This is a genomic window from Mesorhizobium sp. WSM4308, assembly GCF_002294905.1.
GTDB lineage: Bacteria > Pseudomonadota > Alphaproteobacteria > Rhizobiales > Rhizobiaceae > Mesorhizobium.
The window spans coordinates 206,903-224,591 of sequence record NZ_NSFW01000010.1 but is presented as its reverse complement, the minus strand read 5'-3'; the positions used below and the strand labels follow the sequence as shown (position 1 = coordinate 224,591).

Genomic DNA, 17,689 nt, shown 5'->3' with positions numbered 1-17,689 from the left:
AAGCACCATGCGCCGGCTCCGCGCTATGATGGCTTCAAATGGTCTTTTCAGGCCAAGCCAGCTTTGGAGGAATGCCATGGGTCCCTTCCCGCACGACGCCCCGCCCGCCAAAATCAGCAAGGACAATCCTGCCGGCACCGATGGTTTCGAGTTCGTCGAGTTCGCGCATCCGGAGCCGGAAAAGCTCGCAGAACTGTTCACCCGCATGGGCTATGTGGCGGTGGCCAGGCATCGTACCAAGAACATCACCGTCTGGCGCCAGGGCGACATCAACTATGTCGTCAATGCCGAGCCCGGCTCGCATGCGATGGAGTTCGCCGACAAGCACGGCCCGTGTGCCGCCTCGATGGCCTGGCGCGTGGTCGATGCCAAGCATGCGTTCGATCATGCCGTCTCGAAGGGCGCCACGCCTTACGAAGGCGCCGATAAGGCGCTCGACGTGCCGGCAATCGTCGGCATTGGCGGCTCGCTGCTCTATTTCATCGACGCCTATGGCAAGAAAGGCTCGGCTTACGACGCCGAATTCGAATGGCTCGGCGCGCGCGATCCGCGGCCGCAAGGCGTCGGCTTCTATTATCTCGACCACCTGACCCACAATGTCTATCGCGGCCAGATGGACAAGTGGTGGGATTTCTACCGCGAACTGTTCGGCTTCAAGCAGATCCATTTCTTCGACATTGACGGCAAGATCACCGGCCTGGTCAGCCGCGCCATCACCTCGCCCTGCGGCAAGATCCGCATTCCGCTCAATGAATCCAAGGACGAGACCAGCCAGATCGCCGAGTATCTGAAGAAGTACAATGGCGAGGGCATCCAGCACATCGCGGTCGGCACCGACGAGATCTATGCCGCCACCGACAAGCTGGCCGCCAACGGGCTGAAATTCATGCCGGGCCCGCCGGAGACCTATTACGACATGTCCTATGCCAGGGTGAACGGCCATGACGAGCCGATCGAGCGGATGAAAAAACACGGCATCCTGATCGACGGCGAAGGTGTGGTCGATGGCGGCATGACCAAGATCCTGCTGCAGATCTTTTCCAAAACCGTGATCGGCCCGATCTTCTTCGAATTCATCCAGAGGAAGGGCGACGAAGGTTTTGGCGAAGGCAATTTCCGCGCACTGTTCGAATCGATCGAGCAGGACCAGATCAAGCGCGGCGTGATCAAGGTGGATGGCAAGGCGGCCTGAAATCTCAAGCTCGTTTGCGGCTCGATCGGCTTCGATTTAAGTTCCGATCATAAGAGGTCGAGCCGAGAACGTCTCCATAACCGAAGCCAGGGCTAGACTGCCGGAACTCGTGAGGCGCGCGAAGGCCGGCGAGGAGATCGTGATCACCCGACGCGGCAAGCCGGTAGCGCGTCTCCTCCCGCCTCCGGTGAGGGCGTGCCTTCTGCCACGCATCGGCACCAGTTCAGCTGTTGATGGGCCGACTATTTAAGATGAAATTGGCGACTAAAGTCCCAGCCGCTCAACCTCCGCCTTCCTCAGCTTCAAATCATAATCGAGCAAAAACTCGTCCAGTTGCGGTGGCACAACCGATGTGCCGGACAGCATGGCGTGCACCTGGCCGCGGTGATGGATGTCGTGCAGGAAGACATGGGCGAGGATGTCGCCGATCCTTTCAGGGATCATACCGTCCTCGCGCCGGTCGGTGACGACACGGCGATCGAGATCGGCTTCCGACAGGCCATCGCAGAAGGCGATCAGCCGCCGGTCCGCGGCCACCTGAGCGGCAAACAGCGGCTGCGGTTCGTCGAAGGGCGCAAAATCATCATGGGCCGCGGCGCCGACGCCGCCCTCTTCGAGAAAATCGAGATAGAGATAATCGACCGCGAGGATGTGGTTGAGAGTTGCCTTGATCGACGGGAAAAAGCTGGTGCGTTCGGCCTCGAACTCACCCGGCTTGAGCGCGAGCACGGCGCGATAGAGCCGGTCGTTCGACCACAGATTGTTGCCGGCCATGCGGCGCAGATGATCCAGAAGATTCACCGCTGAAACCTCCGTATCCCCTATCCCTGGTATTTCTCGACCTTCTGCTCGATGGCGCCGAAGATCGAATGGCCCGTACTGTCCTTCATCTCGATGCGCACGGTGTCACCAAAGCGCAGGAATGGCGTCCTGGGTTCGCCATTCTCAATGGTCTCGATCATGCGCAGTTCGGCGACGCAGGAATAGCCGGCGCCACCGGCCGAGACAGGCTTGCCCGGCCCGCCGTCGAGCTTGTTGGAAACCGTGCCCGAGCCGATGATGGTGCCTGATACCAGCGGCCTTGTGCGGGCGGCATGGACGATCAGCGCCGGAAAATCGAAGGTCATGTCGACGCCGGCATTGGCGCGGCCGAACGGCTTGCCGTTGAGGTCGGCAAGCAGCGGCAGGCTGACCTTGCCGCCGTCCCAGGCGTCGCCCAGCTCATCCGGCGTCACCGCGACCGGCGAAAAAGCCGAGGAGGGTTTTGATTGGAAAAAGCCGAACCCCTTGGCCAGTTCCGGGCCGGTGAGCGCGCGCAACGTGACATCATTGACCAACATGACCAGCCGGATCGCGGCACGCGCTTCATCAAGGCTTGCGCCCATCGGCACATCGTCGACGATGACGGCGACCTCCGCCTCCATGTCGATGCCGAAGGCTTCGTCGGCCATGCGGATCGGATCGCGCGGCGCAATGAAGGAGTCCGAGCCGCCCTGGTAGATCAGCGGGTCGGTCCAGAAGCTCGCCGGCATCTCGACGCCACGCGCTTTGCGCACCAGTTCGACATGGTTCACATAGGCGGACCCGTCGGCCCATTGATAGGCGCGCGGCAACGGCGAATGCGCGTCGTGCTCGTGAAAGCGGGCTGACGGCACCGCATTGTTCTCCAGCGATTCCGCGATTGTCGATAGGTGCGGCGCGATCCGGCGCCAATCGTCGAGTGCCGCCTGCAGCGTGCGCGCCAGGAAGGAGGCGTCGGTGTACTGCGTCAGGTCGCGCGAGACGACGACGAGTTTCCCGTCGCGCGTCCCGTCCTTCAATGTGGCAAGCTTCATGCGGTTTCCTCTCCTTGTGCAGCTTTCACACTGCTTAGTTTCTTTGTCTTGCGCATGATCTCCAGCGAAAACCGGTTTCCACTTTTCGGGATCATGCTAGCGCCACAACAAGGCCGTCGCGGGCGATCGTCAAGTCGCCGGCCCATGTTTTCCTGACAGCAGCAAGCCAATCGGCCTCGACGATCTCGGGGTCGTCGGCGGGAATGGGGTGGTTGAGCACCAGCCTCTTCACGCCGGCATCGCTGGCGATGCGCCCTGCCTCCCCGGCAAAGCTGTGGCTGGCGAGCAGATGTTCCTTGAGCCGAGCGCCATTACCCGTTCTGGCAACCAGCCGCTCGATGCCCTCCTCCAGCATGGCTTCATGGACGAGAATGTCGGCATCCTTGGCGAAATCGGCGAGCGGTGGGAAGAAAGCCGTATCGGCGGAGAACACCACGCTTTTGCCGCCTTGGTCGAAGCGCAGGGCAAAGCAGTCAGTCACCGGCGGATGATCGACGCGAAGCGCTGAAACCTTCAGGCCGAGTTGGTCGAGCACATGGCCCTCGGCGAATTCGCTGACCGAAACCAGTTCGCGAATATCAGGCCGGCCCTCATCGACGATGCGGATTTCGATATCGAACTCTATCGCCTGACAGAAGCGCCGCCAGTAATGGCCGGTGCCGGGCGGGCCGAACACGTCGACCGGTGTCGCCAGCCCCGCCGTCCAGGCGGTGTGGACCAGCGGCCCGAGTTCCAGCACGTGGTCGGAATGCAGATGGGTGATGAAGATCAGGTCGAGCGCCTTGAGGCTTATCCCGGCATCGACCAGACCGCGCGTCACGCCGAGCCCGCAATCGACGACGATGGTCCGCCCACCGATCTCAAGCAGCGATGAGCTCGGCCACGGTCCGCCCGGCCGCAGCGCCGGGCCGCCCTTCGAGCCCAGCAGCACCAGCCGGTCCGGCATTGGCTTGCCGCTCAAGACCAGTCGCCCTCGGGCGTGCCATTGAAGCGCTTCTTCAAGTCGGCCCAGCAGTCGATGTAATTGTCCTGCCGGGTTTCCAGTTCGGCGCCGTAGCGGGTCAGCATCTGCGGGAAACGTGTCTCGAACATGAAGGCCATTGTGTTGTCGAGCTTGACCGGTTTCAACTCCGCGCGCGAGGCCTTTTCGAAGCCAGGCGCATCCGGGCCATGGGCCAGCATCAGATTGTGCAGGCTGATGCCGCCCGGAACGAAGCCTTCCTCCTTGGCATCGTACTGGCCGTGGATCAGCCCCATGAACTCGCTCATGATGTTGCGGTGATACCAGGGCGGACGGAACGTATCTTCCGCCACCAGCCAACGCGGCGGGAAGATGACGAAGTCGATGTTGGCGGTGCCTTCCTCGCCGCTCGGCGCCGTCAGCACGGTGAAGATCGATGGATCGGGGTGATCGAACAGGATGGCGCCGACCGGCGAAAACGTCGCCAGATCATATTTGTAGGGCGCGTAGTTGCCATGCCAGGCGACGACGTCGAGCGGCGAATGGCCGATCTCGGTGACGTGGAAATTGCCGCACCATTTCACGATCAGCCGGCACGGCGTTTCCTTCTCCTCGAACCAGGCGCAGGGCGTCTTGAAGTCGCGCGGGTTGGCCAGGCAATTGGCGCCGATCGGGCCGCGGTCGGGCAAGGTCAGCTTGGCGCCGTAGTTTTCGCAGACATAGCCGCGCACTTCAGCATCGACCAGTTCGACCTTGAAGACGAGGCCGCGCGGCAGCACGGCGATCTCGCCGGGCCGAAGCTCGATGACACCCATTTCGGTGATCAGACGCAAGGCACCGACCTGCGGGACAACCAGCAACTCGCCATCGGCGTTGAAGAAATGATCGTCGACCATCGATGTGTTGGCGACATAGACATGGGCCGCCATGCCGGTCTGCCCGAGCACGTCGCCGGCCGTGGTGATGCTGCGCATGCCCTTGATGAAATCGGTCGGCTCCTTCGGCATCGGCACCGGGTTCCAGCGATACTGGCCAAGCGCCAGTTCGTGATCGCCGACATTCGGCGCTGTCTTCCACAGGGGATAGGTCGCCGCCTTGAAACGGCCGGTGTGCTTGACGCTCGGCCGGATGCGATAGAGCCATGAGCGCTCATTGGTGCCGCGCGGGGCGGTAAAGGGCGAGCCGGAAAGCTGCTCGGCATAGAGGCCGTAGGCCGGCCGCTGCGGAGAGTTCCGGCCTTGCGGCAGTGAGCCGGGCAAAGTCTCGGTCTCAAAATCGTTGCCGAAACCCGGCATGTAGGAAAAGGCCATCCGATCCTCCCTGATCTCGGCTCCAAGCTTCACAAAGCCAAGTCTGCCGGTGATATTGACCAAACTGGTTTCATTTGTAACCATCGAAAATGTAACTATCAACGGCCACGGCACGTCATGGAACCCGACATTCTCGAGCTGGAAAGCTTCCTGCCCTACCGTCTCTACCGGCTTGCCGATGCCGTCAGCCGCGAATTCTCCAGGATTTACCGGGATCGCCACGGCCTGACGCGACCGGAGTGGCGCACGCTTTCAGGCCTCGGCCAGCGCGGCACGATGACGGCGACCGAGCTCGGCGAACAGTCGGCCATGCACAAGACCAAGGTGTCGCGCGCTGTCGCCGAACTCGAACGGCGGCGCTGGCTGACGCGGACGCCTGATGAAAACGACCGCCGGGTCGAGCATCTGACACTGACCAAAGCGGGGCTTGCGGCCTATCGCGAAATGGTGCCGCTGGCGATAGCGTTTGAAAGGGAACTACTGGCTAGGCTGAGCCACCAGGAGCGGGCTGCGATTGTCAGCGGAGTGGCCGCCCTGGAGGGGGCCTTGAAGGAAAGTAGCTGTTAGGCTGACGGGACAGCGAAGGAACTCGACGTCTCTAATCGATACGTCTCACCAGTCCATCACCACCTTGCCCGAACTGCCGCTCCGCATCGCATCGAAACCCGTCTGGAAATCGTCAATGCCGATGCGGTGGGTGATCAGGCCAGTCACGTCGAGCGGCCCCTGGACCAGTGCGATCATCTTGTACCAGGTCTCGAACATTTCGCGGCCATAGATGCCTTTGAGATGCAGCATCTTGAAGATGACCTTGTTCCAGTCGATCTCGAAGCCGGTCGGCGCGATTCCGAGAATGGCTATCTTGCCGCCATTGTTCATGGTGTCGATCATGTCGCGGAAGGCGGGGGCAGCGCCCGACATTTCCAGGCCGATGTCAAAGCCCTCGGTCATGCCGAGGGCCGGCATGACGTCGCGCAGCTTTTCCTTCGAGGCGTCGACGACATGCTGGACGCCGAGCTTTTTCGCCAGCGCCAGGCGCACCGGGTTGATGTCGGTGATGACTACTTTTCGCGCGCCCACGCATTGGGCGACGAGCGCGCCCATGATGCCGATCGGCCCCGCGCCGGTGACCAGCACATCCTCGCCGACAAGATCGAAGGACAGTGCCGTATGCACCGCATTGCCCAGGGGGTCGAAGATCGCCGCGATCTCGTCCGGCACGTCGTCGGGGATCGGCACGACATTGTGCTGCGGGATCGCCAGATATTCGCCGAAGGCGCCGGGACGATTGACGCCGACGCCGAGCGTGTTGCGGCACAGATGCCCTCGCCCCGCGCGGCAGTTGCGGCAGTGGCCGCAGACGATGTGGCCCTCGCCCGAGACGCGCTGGCCGACCTTGTATTCGGTGACCGCGGCGCCGAAATCCGCCACCGTGCCGACAAACTCATGGCCGGTCACCATCGGCACCGGCACTGTCTTCTGTGCCCACTGGTCCCAATTGTAGATATGTACGTCGGTGCCGCAGATCGCCGTCTTCTTCACTTTGATCAGCACGTCGTTGGGGCCGATCTCCGGCACCGGCACCTCTTCCATCCAGATGCCTGGTTCGGCCTTGGCCTTTACCAGCGCCTTCATCATGTTCGACATTCTTTTGTCCCTTGAATCTCTTGATCCGGAATCGCTTTTCGGCGCTGGCCGCTCACGAAATCACGCCCAGCTCCCTGCCGACCGCGCCGAAGGCCTCGACCGCCCTGTCGATATCGGCACTGGAATGCGCCGCCGACATCTGCGTGCGGATACGCGCCTGGCCCTTCGGCACCACCGGGAAGGAAAAGCCGATGACATAGATGCCGCGCTTCAGCATGCGCGCCGCCATCTCCTGCGCCAGCGTCGCATCGCCCAGCATCACCGGAATGATAGGATGGTCGGCCCCGGCGAGCGTGAAGCCGAGTTTGCCCATCTGCGACCTGAACCGCGCCGCATTGGCATAGAGGCGCTCGCGCAAGGCGTCGCCATTGCGGATCAGCTCGAACACCTTGATCGAGGCGCCGGCGATCGCCGGCATCAGCGTGTTGGAGAACAGATAGGGTCGCGAGCGCTGGCGCAGCCAGTCGACCACTTGCCTCTTGCCCGAGGTGTAGCCGCCCGAAGCGCCGCCGAGCGCCTTGCCCAGCGTGCCGGTGATGATGTCCACCCTGCCCTCGACGCCGCAATGCTCGGCCGAGCCGCGGCCTTGTCTGCCGACGAAGCCGACAGCATGGCTGTCGTCGACCATGACCATCGCATCGTATTTGTCGGCGAGGTCGCAGACGCCCTTCAGGTTGGCGATGATGCCGTCCATCGAAAACACGCCATCGGTGGCGATCAGCCTGAAGCGGCAATCCCTGGCTTCCTTCAGCCGCGCCTCGAGATCGGCCATGTCGTTGTTGGCATAACGGAAACGCTTGGCCTTCGACAGCCGGACGCCATCGATGATCGAGGCATGGTTCAGCGCATCCGAGATGATCGCGTCTTCCTCGCCAAGCAGCGTCTCGAACAAGCCACCATTGGCGTCGAAGCAGGAGCCATAGAGGATGGTGTCTTCCAGGCCAAGGAAGGATGAGATCGTCGCTTCGAGCTCCTTGTGTTCCTCCTGCGTGCCGCAGATGAAGCGCACCGACGCCATACCGTAGCCATAGCGATCCAGAGCCTGCGCGGCCGCCTTTCGCAGGTCGGCGCTATCGGCGAGGCCGAGATAGTTGTTGGCGCAGAAGTTCAGCACCTTCTCGCCGCCGACCTCGATCTGGGCCGACTGCATCGAGGAAATCACCCGCTCGGACTTGTAGAGGCCGGCCGATTTGAGCCCGGCAAGCTCGCTGTCGATATGGGAGAGAAATGCTGCGGTCATGATCGGGCCTCGTTTGACGTGGCCAGACTGTCGTCCGGCCCGCGCAAAAAATCCATCGCAAAAGCGACCGGATGGGGTGGCCGGGCAGCATCGGATGAGACGCACGGGTACAGCCCAGGCCACCAGTTGGGAACACTCGCGCCAACCAATGTTCAAATGCGGGCCGGCGGCGAAAGGAGCCGATAACCATTTCGCGATCTTTCCGCATCTTCCCTTGCCGTCAGGCTGTCGGTTTCCAGTCCTGTTAACGTTTGCGGCTCAATGGTGGTCATACAGGAATCCGTTGGCAAAAGGGCCGCCCCCGAACATGTCGCAGCAGCCGGTGCAAACCGTTTCAGGCAAGCTCATATTGCTGATCAAGGCGGGCTATTGGCTGGCGCTGCTGATCATTGCGGCCATGGTGGCGGCGTCCTTCGTCTTGCTGCAGCAGACGATGGCCACGCAGCAGCACAACAACACCTTGCTCGACATTGTCGGCACGCAGAAGACCTTGTCGCAGCGCATCGTCTTCCTGGCCGGTGCAACCGGTGCCGCCTCGCGCGACAAGCGGCCGGCATTGGTCAGCGCACTGAAGCAGGCCACCGCCGAGTTCGAGACCAATTACGATCTGCTGCTCGAGCAGACCGGTGCGGATCCGCAATCGCCGGCCAAGTTCGATGCGAAGTCGATCGAGAGCGTGCTTTTCGCCAAACCCTTCCATCTCGATTATTTCTCGGTCGGGCTGATCGCCAATGGCGACCGCCTGATCTCAGCCCTTGAATCGCAACTCAATCTCGACAATGACGGCTACAAAGGCAGCGCAGAACGCGTCAACCTCGATGCCTCGGTCGCCAACGCCACCTTGTCGGGCTATGCCGCGCTCGGACAGCGCATCAGCGCCGATGCCGACGAGCGCTCCGAAAAGCTGCTCGCGCTCCACCGCACATTGTTCTACGCCACCCTCGGCGTCATCCTGCTGGTGGCGCTGTTCATCTTCAGGCCGATGTCCAACGCGATCCTGCGCAAGACACGTGAACTGGTCGATGCGCGCAATTCGATGGCCTTCATCGCGGTCCATGACGGCCTGACCGGCCTGCACAACCGCACCTTCCTGACCGATCATTTCGACACGCTGATCAAGGGCGCGCACCGCCGGCGCGAACGGCTGGCGGTGGTCCAGCTCGACCTCGACCGCTTCAAGCAGATCAACGATACGCTCGGCCACGCCGCCGGCGACTATGTCCTGGTCGTCACAGCCCAGCGCATGCGCGATTCCTGCCGGGCGTCGGATCTGTGCGCGCGGCTCGGTGGTGACGAATTCGTGATGATCCTCAACGGAGCGGGCAGCACCGAGGACATCAACATGCTAGCGCGGCGCATCCTGGCGCATATCAACGAACCGATCGTCTTCCAGGGCACCACCATCCTTCCGGGCGCCAGCGGCGGCATCGCCGTCTATCCGATCGACGCCGACAACGCGCAGGACCTGCTCGTCCATGCCGATCTGGCGCTATACTCCGCCAAGAAAATGGGCGGCGGCAACTTCTCGTTCTTCTCGGAGGAGTTGCGCCGCGAGCTCGACTACCGCAAGCAGCTCGAACACGACATCAAGGTCGCCATCTCCGAGCGGGCATTCCAGGTTTATTTCCAGCCGCAGGTTTCCTTGACCGACGGCACGATCAGCGGCATCGAGGCCCTGGTGCGATGGAACCATCACGAGCGCGGCATGATCTCGCCGGGCGAATTCATTCCGGTCGCCGAGAAATGCGGCTTCATGCCGGAGATCGGCCGCATCGTCATCAGCAAGGCGATCAACGAAGCCGCCGAATGGAACCGCGCCGGGATTGCCTTCGGACGGCTTGCCGTCAATGTCTCGGGCACCGAGCTGCGCGAGCACGATTTCGATGCGTTTCTGTTCGAGACGCTGGAAAAGGCCGGACTGCCGCCGCAGAAACTGTCGCTGGAAATCGTCGAATCCGTCATTCTCGACGATGAGAAGACAGGCATCGCGGCGAAACTGCGTCACATCAGGGCAGCCGGCGTCCACCTGGAACTCGATGATTTCGGCACCGGCTATGCGTCGCTCAGCCACGTCAATCCCAATGAGATCGACCGGCTCAAGATCGATCGCCGCTTCGTCCAGAATATCCATGAGAATGGCGACAACTCGAAGATCGTGCGCGCCATCACCGAGCTTGCCCGGGGGCTGGGCATCTCCATCGTCGCCGAGGGTGCTGAAACCGAGGCCGAACTCGACTCGCTGATGGCGATCGGCTGCGACCAGGTACAGGGCTATTCCATCGCCTTTCCGATGCCGCAGGACAAGGCGCTGGAATGGCTGACCGCCCGCATGCCGAAGAAGGCCAAACTGCGGGTCTTGCAGGGCAGCCTGGCGTAACTGCCCGCCTTGACAATCAGCCGCCGAAATGGCGGCCTGCGGCAAGTGCAACCGGATCGCTGGAGCTTATGACATTCTTTCGGTTTGTCCTGGCGGCCATTCTGATGTCCGCGCTGCCGGCCCATGGGGCGGACCGCATCATCTATCTCACCTTCGACGACGGCCCGCTGAACGGCACCAGCAACATCCTCGACGTGCTGCAGGCACAGCAGGTTCCGGCAACACTGTTCATGGTCGGCATGCATGCCGAGGCCAGTGCGTCCACCAAGGCGCTGGTGCGGCGCGCCAAGGCGATGCCGCTGGTGACGATCGGCAACCACAGCTACAGCCACGCCTATAATCACTACCGGCACTTCTATGGCGATACGGAAGGGGTGGTTGCAGACATGCTCATGGCGAATGCCGTGCTGGGCCTGAAGCCTGCGGTGCATGCACGACTGCCGGGGCGCGATGTGTTCCGGCTGCCCTCTATGTCAAAGGACGACAACTCGCTCGGACCCGCGCAAGCCGGCCGCGAGGACCCCGACTACGAGTTCGTCGCCGCTTCCGGCTTCTATCTGTATGGCTGGGATCATGAATGGGTGCACAAGGACAACGGCGAGCCGGTGCAGAGCGTCGATCATCTGGTCAGCGAGATCGATCATCTGTTCGGCTATGGCCACTTCGACAAGCCCGGCAGGCTGATCCTCTTGATGCATGACGAGATGTTCCAGGACGGCTTTGACGGCAAGACGAAGCTTACCGACCTGGTCACCGCGCTGAAGCTGCGCCATTACGCCTTCGGAGCGATCCCGAATTATGACAACTGAGCCGATGGTTCGGTATTCCTAGCTTTCGACATTGTCGCGTAGCGCCGCCAGTACCTGCGCAAACTCCGCCAGGCGCTCGTCGGGCAGCCCTGTGCGAAGCCGCCTGTCGAAGGCAAGCGCGGCCTGCCGCAACGTCTCGAACAGCGCTTCTCCCGCTTCCGTCAGTTCGACCAGATGGACCCGGCGGTTGACGGGATCGCGGCGGCGCGTCAGCAGGCCCTGCGCTTCCATCGCATTGAGGTGGTGGGTCAGCGTCGCCCCCTGGATGCCGATCATGCCGGCAAGTTCGCGCTGATTGGCGAGCGCGCTCGACTTGACCGACAGCAGCGTGAGCCAGACCGGCAAGGTGCCGCCCGCTTCGACCAAAGCGGCGTCGAAGGCCTGGGCGACAAGTTTGGCGGTGCGGCCGAGGTTCATGCCGATTGGCGGGCGTTCAAAGGGCGTCATTGCCGGACACTAGACGGGGTTTTTCCCAGATGGAACTGACTCCCGCTTTATACATTGACATCTAACTGTTAGATATCTAATTGTTAGATACCCCCCACAGATGAGAGGAGAGCCGTCATGCAATATGTCTACATCGTCGTCATCGGTCTTCACGTCATGGCAGGGGTGTTCTGGGCCGGCACCACCATCACGCTTGCCCGCGATCCAGAGATCAAGGCGGAACGCTTCATCCAGCCGCAGATGGGCGCGGCCGGCATGGTTTTCCTGACCGGGGCGCTGCTGTGGTATTTCTTCCATGGCGCTTATTTCGGCTCGATGGAAATGGTGCTGGCGCTGGGTATCCTGGCCGCTTTCGCCGCCGCCGGCGTGCTCGGCGCCATGGTCAGGGCGCCCAGCCGGCGGCTTGCCGGCGCCAATGCGGAAATCGAAACGCAACTGCGGGCCAGAATGGCCCTGGGCGAACGCATCGCTGCGTGGCTGCTGGTGGTCACGGTGCTGTGCATGGCGATCGCCAGGATGGTCTGAGCACCGTCCGCATCCCCAGTTCACTGATCGCACGTTATCCGGCGATGAGCCAGTGACGTGCGGGCGCGCGGCCAGGCCGGCCTACATGGGCTCTCGTATGCAGGTCCGACCGCGCGCCACCAACACCACAAATTGCGCCAGCCCGAGCGGGCCTTGCATCAGAACCGCAAGCCGAACCTGATGCCGTCATAGATGGCGGCGTGAATGTTACGCGAAGCGACCGCATCGCCGATGCGCAACAGCACGAAGCCTGCTTCGGGGTTGCGTGCCGGGAAAATGTCGCCGCCGGCGACCAGACGTTCATAGTCGATCGCGCCGCCATTCTTCGAAAGCGGCTTCAGGCTGAGGTAAAGATCGTCGAGCGGCGCCGTGCCATGCTCGACCACCACCTGGTCGACCCTGCGTTCCCCGCGCCAGCCGTCGGCAAAGTCCGAAGCGAGTTCGGCGACCAGTTGGTTGCCCTCGCGCCGCACCGAGCGCAGGCGCGTGTTGATGGTGATGGTGACGCCTTTCACCTGGAAAGCGCGCATATACGGCACGTGGTTCATGCCGCCCATTTCGGGGGCGAAGAAACGCTCCGGCGAGACCAGCTCCAGCCTCGCACCGCTGTTGGCGATCAACTCGGCCGCCCCCATGCCCTGATGGCCGCCATTGTCGTCAAAGAGCAGAACGTTTTCGGCCGGCTTGACGCTGCCGGCCATGATGTCCCAGCTCGACGTGACGAGAGTGTCGCCGCTCGTCAACGGCGGGTTCTGCGGCAGGCCGCCGGTGGCGACGACCACAACATCGGGCGCCAGTGCCAGAACATCGTCCTTTTCCGCCCAGGTGTCGTAGCGGATCTCGACGCCGAGCCGATCGAGTTCGGCCAGCCGCCAGTCGATGATGCCGATCAGCTCCTTGCGGCGCGGATTCTGCGTTGCCAGACGGACCTGGCCACCCGCTTGCGAGGATGCCTCCAGGATCGTGACCTGGTGGCCGCGCTCGGCTGCGACACGCGCCGCCTCCAGTCCGCCGGCCCCAGCACCGACGACGACGACTTTCCGCTTCGGCCCTTCGGTCTTGACGATGATGTGCGGAATCTCGGCCTCGCGGCCGGTCGCCGCGTTGTGAACGCAGAGCGCCTCGCCGCCTTCATAGATGCGATCCAGACAATAGGTGGCGCCGACACAGGGGCGGATCTCGTGCTCGCGGCCTTCCATCACCTTCCTGATGATGTGCGGATCGGCAATATGCGCACGGGTCATGCCGACCATGTCGAGCTTGCCGGTGGCGATCGCATGGCGCGCGGTGGCGACATCGGAGATGCGCGCCGCATGAAAGGTCGGGAACTTTGTCGCCGCCCTCACCTCGCCGGCAAAATCGAGATGCGGCGAAGACCGCATGCCGGTCACCGGAATAACCTTGGTCAATGCCGCGTCGCTCTCGATCGAACCGCGGATGATGTTGAGGAAATCGACCTTGCCGGAGCCGGCCAGCCGCCTGGCGATCTCGACGCCTTCCTCCTTCGACAGGCCTTGCGGAAAATCCTCGTCGGCGACCATGCGGATGCCGACGACGAACTTTTCGCCGACCGCCGCGCGCACCGCATCCAGCACCATGTTGGTGAAGCGCAGGCGATTGTCGAGCGAGCCGCCATACTCGTCATCGCGATGATTGGTGGCCGGCGACCAGAAGCCATCCATCAAATGGCCGTAAGCCTCGAACTCGATGCCGTCGAGGCCGGCTGCCTGACAGCGCTGCGCGGCCGACGCATAGTCGGCAACGATGCGTTCGATGTCCCAGTCCTCAATGGTTTTTGGGAAAGCGCGGTGCGCCGGCTCGCGCACCGGCGAGGCCGAGAGCACCGGCAGCCAGTCGGCCTTGTTCCAGCCGGTCCGGCGGCCAAGATGGGTGATCTGGATCATCACCTTGCAGTCATGCTCGTGGCAGGCCTCGGCGAGTTCGGCCAGCCACGGCACGATGCGGTCATCATACACATGCAGATTGCCGAAGGCGGCCGGGCTGTCGCGCGAGACTATCGCCGAGCCGGCGGTCATGGTCAGCGCCATGCCACCCCTGGCCTTCTCGGCATGGTAGAGCCGATAGCGTTGTTTCGGCATGCCGTCCTCGGAATAGGCCGGCTCGTGGCTGGTCGACATCACCCGGTTCTTCAGCGTCAAATGCTTGAGCTGGTAGGGCTGAAGAAGCGGGTCGTTGCTGGTCATCGTCTTCCTGCGGTTTCAAATTGCGCTGGAGCAGGTGCTGCAGCATTCCTAATTTAAGCATCGGATTCGTCTGAAAACCGCTGCGCACGTTTCGGTCCGATGCTAATGAGCGGCAAATTCGAAGGAACCCCGCCCATGATCGATACCAAAACCCTTACCCAGCTCGGCGCGCACGTCGAGACGCCACAGAGCCCCGAAGCAGCGGTCCTGGAAACCGTGCCGTTTTCGCGCGGCGACGGCCCGCCGGCGATCGTGCGCTTCACCTGCCCGGAGTTCACCTCGCTGTGCCCGGTGACCGGCCAGCCGGATTTCGCCCATATCGTCATCGACTACGCACCCGATGCGGCTTTGGTGGAATCGAAGTCGCTGAAGCTGTTCATGACCTCGTTTCGCAACCACGGTGCCTTCCATGAGGATTGTACCGTCATGATCGGCCGCCGCATCGTGGCAGCAACCAAGCCGCTGTGGTTGCGCATAGGCGGCTATTGGTATCCGCGCGGCGGCATTCCGATCGACGTTTTCTGGCAGACCGGCACTCCACCTGAAGGCGCCTGGCTGCCGGACACGGGCGTCGCCCCCTATCGCGGGCGCGGCTGAGCCCCTCATTCGCACTGATATTGGCTGAGCGCCCATTCGCCGGTCACCGACAGAAGATCGGAAATCTTCCAGTCACCGGCTACCTTCTTGAGCTTCCATTCGAGACGGTGCTGGTGACCTTCGACAACGAACGCGACGACCACCTTGGCCTCGTCGTCGTTGACGGCCTCGACCGTACGCAGACTCCGGTCGACGGCGAGCTTGTCGTAGTCGGCGTTGTCGAGTGCCATGTTGGGGTCGAGGCATTCGCCCTCACCCGAAGCGCGCAGCGCGTCACTCTTGTCGAGCACGGTTTTCGCTGGATCGATGAAGTTCTTGCGTTGGGCTGGATCGAGTTCCAGCCCGGGATGTTCGTAAAAGGGCTTCACCACTGCCGTCGGCGATCCCGGCAGAACGGGCGCCGCCGGCGGCAACTCGACCGGCTTTTCCTGCGGCGCCGGCGTTGCGGCAGGAGGCGTAGCGGTGCTGTCTGGAGGCTGGCCGCCGGCGGACGGCGCGTTCGGCGGCGGTGAGCCGAACAGACCTTGAGCGGCGGCGGCGCAGGTCAAAACGCACACGATCACCAGGGCCATAAGACGGGCCATCGCATCACTCCAGGCTTCGAACGGTCATGCGTTCAGGCCGGCGGAATGTCCAGCCTTTGGTCGTCGAAACCTGGTCACAAAGATGCAGAATTTGAGGAAGCCAACAAGCACTTCGAGGCGAACGGTTCGCGCGGCTGCCCGCGCCAACCGTTCAAGAACAATCGTTTCAGCGGAACTATCGGCAGATCATCGGCAACGCAAACGACGCCAATGCCTGTCGGCACCAAGAAACCTACAGCCACGTCCGGCTGGCGGGTTTGCGTATATTGTGCCAGTACCCTTGCAGGTTCCGTCAACAAGGAAGACCGTCTCTTGAACTATCTAGACGCCTTGGGGCTAACCCATGAAACGCTTCGGCCGGCCAACTATTGCGAGATCGGCTGCAGACTGGGCTATAGCCTGGCTCTGTCAAGAGTTCCGGCCATAGGCATAGATCCCGACTACGAGATCAAGGTCGCGTTGACCGCCCCCACGCGGTTGTTCAACACCACCAGCGACAGTTTCTTCGCACGCGACGACGTGGCGCAAATTCTCGGGGCACCCATCGATTTGGCGTTCATCGACGGGTTGCATCTTGTCGAATTCGCACTGCGCGATTTCATGAATCTGGAGAAGCATGCCAGCCCAGACAGCGTCATTGTCATTAATGACCTGCTGCCGCAGCACATGGATTACGCGTCACGGCAACGCAATACAACGATCTGGACTGGCGATGTCTATCGCCTGATACCTATTCTTCGCCACTACCGGCCCGATCTGGACATTCGGGTTTATGATGTCGACATGAAGGGTTTCGGCCTGGTGACCCGGCTCGATCCGTCGTCGGACATGCTCACCGCCAACTATGGCGCCATCGAAGCCGAGATACTGGCTGGGAAGTGGTCATTTCCAACCGTCGCAGCCATCCGCGACCACATGCAACCACGTGCCACGGATCTGTTGGCTAACGATCTTGGGATCATCGCGGCACAGCGCGCGACCAAGGCTTCGATGCAATCGGACCGGCGCGTGGTGCCAGCATTGTCGCAGCGCAGGCCGCGCCTCTCGGTCATCATCTGTGCCTACGAGATGGCGCGCGAGGCACCCCGCACGATCCTGTCCGCGACCGCTCCCTATCAGAAGGGACTGAGGTCGGATGAATACGAAGTCATCGTCGTCGACAACGGCTCAAGCACGCGGCTCACATACGAAAATCTGCCGCCAAATGCGCAAATCGTAAGAGCACCAGACCCCAGGCAATCCCCGGTGTTTGCTCTGAATTGGGCTGCGCGCGAAATCGCCAAGGGGGAGATTTTGTTGTTTGCCATCGATGGTGCCCGCATATTCTCCGAACGACTGATCGATGAGAGTGTAAAAGCTCATGGCAGGATGGAGGATGCCTTTGTGTTCTCGCTGTCCTGGCACATTGGTCCCAAGGTGCAGATGCAGTCGGTGCCGGAAGGATATGGGGCGGAGATCGAAGATGGATTGATCCGTGCCGTGCGCTGGCCCGACGAGTCGGACGGGCTGTTCGGGATTTCGGTATTTGCCGGCTCCTCAAGCAGTGGTTTCTTCGGCGGCATCACGGAAAGCAATTCTTTCTCGATAAGCCGCACATTGTTCGACCGACATGGCGGCTTCGACGAACGTTTCACGTCCCCAGGCGGCGGCTTGGCAAATCTCGAGATATTTCGTCGCTACGTGACGCGCCCTGACGCGCGCAATGTTTGCCTGCTCAGCGAGGGGACGTTTCACCAGGTCCATGATTCCGTGGCGACCTCGGGCAAAAACAGGTGGGAGGTTTTTGCCAGCGAATACGAGGCAATCTTTGGCGGTCCCTATCTCAGGCCTTCATATCATTGCTTTTATCAGGGAAAGCCGCGCGCCGGTATGGTTCCATTTATCCTGCAATCGCTTCAGGGTTGATTGCCGGTCGCCGGCGAAACGCGATCGATCGGGTTTCAAGATGTTGCTTGCGGCCA

Annotated in this window: 17 protein-coding genes; 8 read left to right on the top strand and 9 right to left on the bottom strand. The window is 62.0% G+C overall.

What is annotated here, in order from left to right; genetic code table 11:
* The first annotated feature begins 76 nt into the window (after window positions 1-76).
* Entirely contained in the window at window positions 77-1,192 is a 1,116-nt protein-coding gene (gene hppD, locus CK227_RS20340; RefSeq protein WP_095770503.1) for a 4-hydroxyphenylpyruvate dioxygenase, read from the top strand.
* Between the two features lie 46 nt (window positions 1,193-1,238).
* On the top strand, window positions 1,239-1,442 hold the full coding sequence (locus tag CK227_RS20335; RefSeq protein WP_348629130.1) for a type II toxin-antitoxin system prevent-host-death family antitoxin: 204 nt from the start codon (window positions 1,239-1,241) through the stop codon (window positions 1,440-1,442).
* Between the two features lie 14 nt (window positions 1,443-1,456).
* On the opposite strand, the gene CK227_RS20330 is transcribed toward CK227_RS20335, so the two are convergent.
* The 4 genes from CK227_RS20330 to hmgA form a co-directional block, all read right to left on the bottom strand.
* The gene (locus tag CK227_RS20330) at window positions 1,457-1,993 is read right to left on the bottom strand and encodes a DinB family protein (RefSeq protein ID WP_095770505.1); all 537 of its coding nucleotides are present in this window, start codon (window positions 1,991-1,993) and stop codon (window positions 1,457-1,459) included.
* 20 nt (window positions 1,994-2,013) lie between these two features.
* Complete coding sequence (locus tag CK227_RS20325) at window positions 2,014-3,027, bottom strand: fumarylacetoacetate hydrolase family protein (protein ID WP_095770506.1); 1,014 nt, start codon at window positions 3,025-3,027, stop codon at window positions 2,014-2,016.
* Between the two features lie 91 nt (window positions 3,028-3,118).
* Window positions 3,119-3,973, bottom strand: coding sequence for an MBL fold metallo-hydrolase (locus tag CK227_RS20320; protein WP_179296338.1), 855 nt, complete (start codon window positions 3,971-3,973; stop codon window positions 3,119-3,121).
* Between the two features lie 11 nt (window positions 3,974-3,984).
* Entirely contained in the window at window positions 3,985-5,298 is a 1,314-nt protein-coding gene (gene hmgA / locus CK227_RS20315; RefSeq protein ID WP_095770907.1) for a homogentisate 1,2-dioxygenase, read from the bottom strand.
* 117 nt (window positions 5,299-5,415) lie between these two features.
* On the opposite strand from hmgA, the gene CK227_RS20310 reads away from it, so the two are divergent.
* Window positions 5,416-5,865 (top strand): MarR family transcriptional regulator, encoded by a 450-nt coding sequence (locus CK227_RS20310; RefSeq protein ID WP_095770508.1) that lies wholly within the window; start codon window positions 5,416-5,418, stop codon window positions 5,863-5,865.
* Between the two features lie 45 nt (window positions 5,866-5,910).
* Here CK227_RS20310 and tdh read toward each other — a convergent pair whose 3' ends face one another.
* Both tdh and CK227_RS20300 read right to left on the bottom strand, forming a co-directional pair.
* Window positions 5,911-6,945, bottom strand: coding sequence for an L-threonine 3-dehydrogenase (gene tdh, locus CK227_RS20305; RefSeq protein WP_095770509.1), 1,035 nt, complete (start codon window positions 6,943-6,945; stop codon window positions 5,911-5,913).
* Between the two features lie 52 nt (window positions 6,946-6,997).
* The gene (locus CK227_RS20300; protein WP_095770510.1) at window positions 6,998-8,185 is read right to left on the bottom strand and encodes a glycine C-acetyltransferase; all 1,188 of its coding nucleotides are present in this window, start codon (window positions 8,183-8,185) and stop codon (window positions 6,998-7,000) included.
* 307 nt (window positions 8,186-8,492) lie between these two features.
* Between CK227_RS20300 and CK227_RS20295 the strand changes: the two genes are divergently transcribed.
* Window positions 8,493-10,562, top strand: coding sequence for an EAL domain-containing protein (locus CK227_RS20295; protein WP_095770511.1), 2,070 nt, complete (start codon window positions 8,493-8,495; stop codon window positions 10,560-10,562).
* Between the two features lie 104 nt (window positions 10,563-10,666).
* Complete coding sequence (locus tag CK227_RS20290) at window positions 10,667-11,371, top strand: polysaccharide deacetylase family protein (RefSeq protein WP_245317978.1); 705 nt, start codon at window positions 10,667-10,669, stop codon at window positions 11,369-11,371.
* An 18-nt stretch (window positions 11,372-11,389) separates the two neighbouring features.
* Here CK227_RS20290 and CK227_RS20285 read toward each other — a convergent pair whose 3' ends face one another.
* A complete protein-coding gene (locus CK227_RS20285) occupies window positions 11,390-11,818 on the bottom strand; it encodes a MarR family winged helix-turn-helix transcriptional regulator (RefSeq protein WP_095770513.1) in 429 nt (142 codons plus the stop codon).
* A 117-nt stretch (window positions 11,819-11,935) separates the two neighbouring features.
* On the opposite strand from CK227_RS20285, the gene CK227_RS20280 reads away from it, so the two are divergent.
* Entirely contained in the window at window positions 11,936-12,343 is a 408-nt protein-coding gene (locus tag CK227_RS20280) for a hypothetical protein (protein ID WP_095770514.1), read from the top strand.
* 158 nt (window positions 12,344-12,501) lie between these two features.
* Here the strand turns inward: CK227_RS20280 and CK227_RS20275 are convergent, their stop codons facing one another.
* Complete coding sequence (locus CK227_RS20275) at window positions 12,502-14,547, bottom strand: NADH:flavin oxidoreductase (protein ID WP_095770515.1); 2,046 nt, start codon at window positions 14,545-14,547, stop codon at window positions 12,502-12,504.
* A 135-nt stretch (window positions 14,548-14,682) separates the two neighbouring features.
* On the opposite strand from CK227_RS20275, the gene queF reads away from it, so the two are divergent.
* Complete coding sequence (queF, locus tag CK227_RS20270) at window positions 14,683-15,144, top strand: preQ(1) synthase (protein ID WP_095770908.1); 462 nt, start codon at window positions 14,683-14,685, stop codon at window positions 15,142-15,144.
* A gap of 5 nt (window positions 15,145-15,149) precedes the next feature.
* Here the strand turns inward: queF and CK227_RS20265 are convergent, their stop codons facing one another.
* Entirely contained in the window at window positions 15,150-15,728 is a 579-nt protein-coding gene (locus CK227_RS20265) for a hypothetical protein (RefSeq protein ID WP_095770516.1), read from the bottom strand.
* Between the two features lie 45 nt (window positions 15,729-15,773).
* Between CK227_RS20265 and CK227_RS20260 the strand changes: the two genes are divergently transcribed.
* Window positions 15,774-17,633, top strand: coding sequence for a class I SAM-dependent methyltransferase (locus tag CK227_RS20260; RefSeq protein ID WP_095804198.1), 1,860 nt, complete (start codon window positions 15,774-15,776; stop codon window positions 17,631-17,633).
* The last annotated feature ends 56 nt before the right edge of the window (window positions 17,634-17,689 follow it).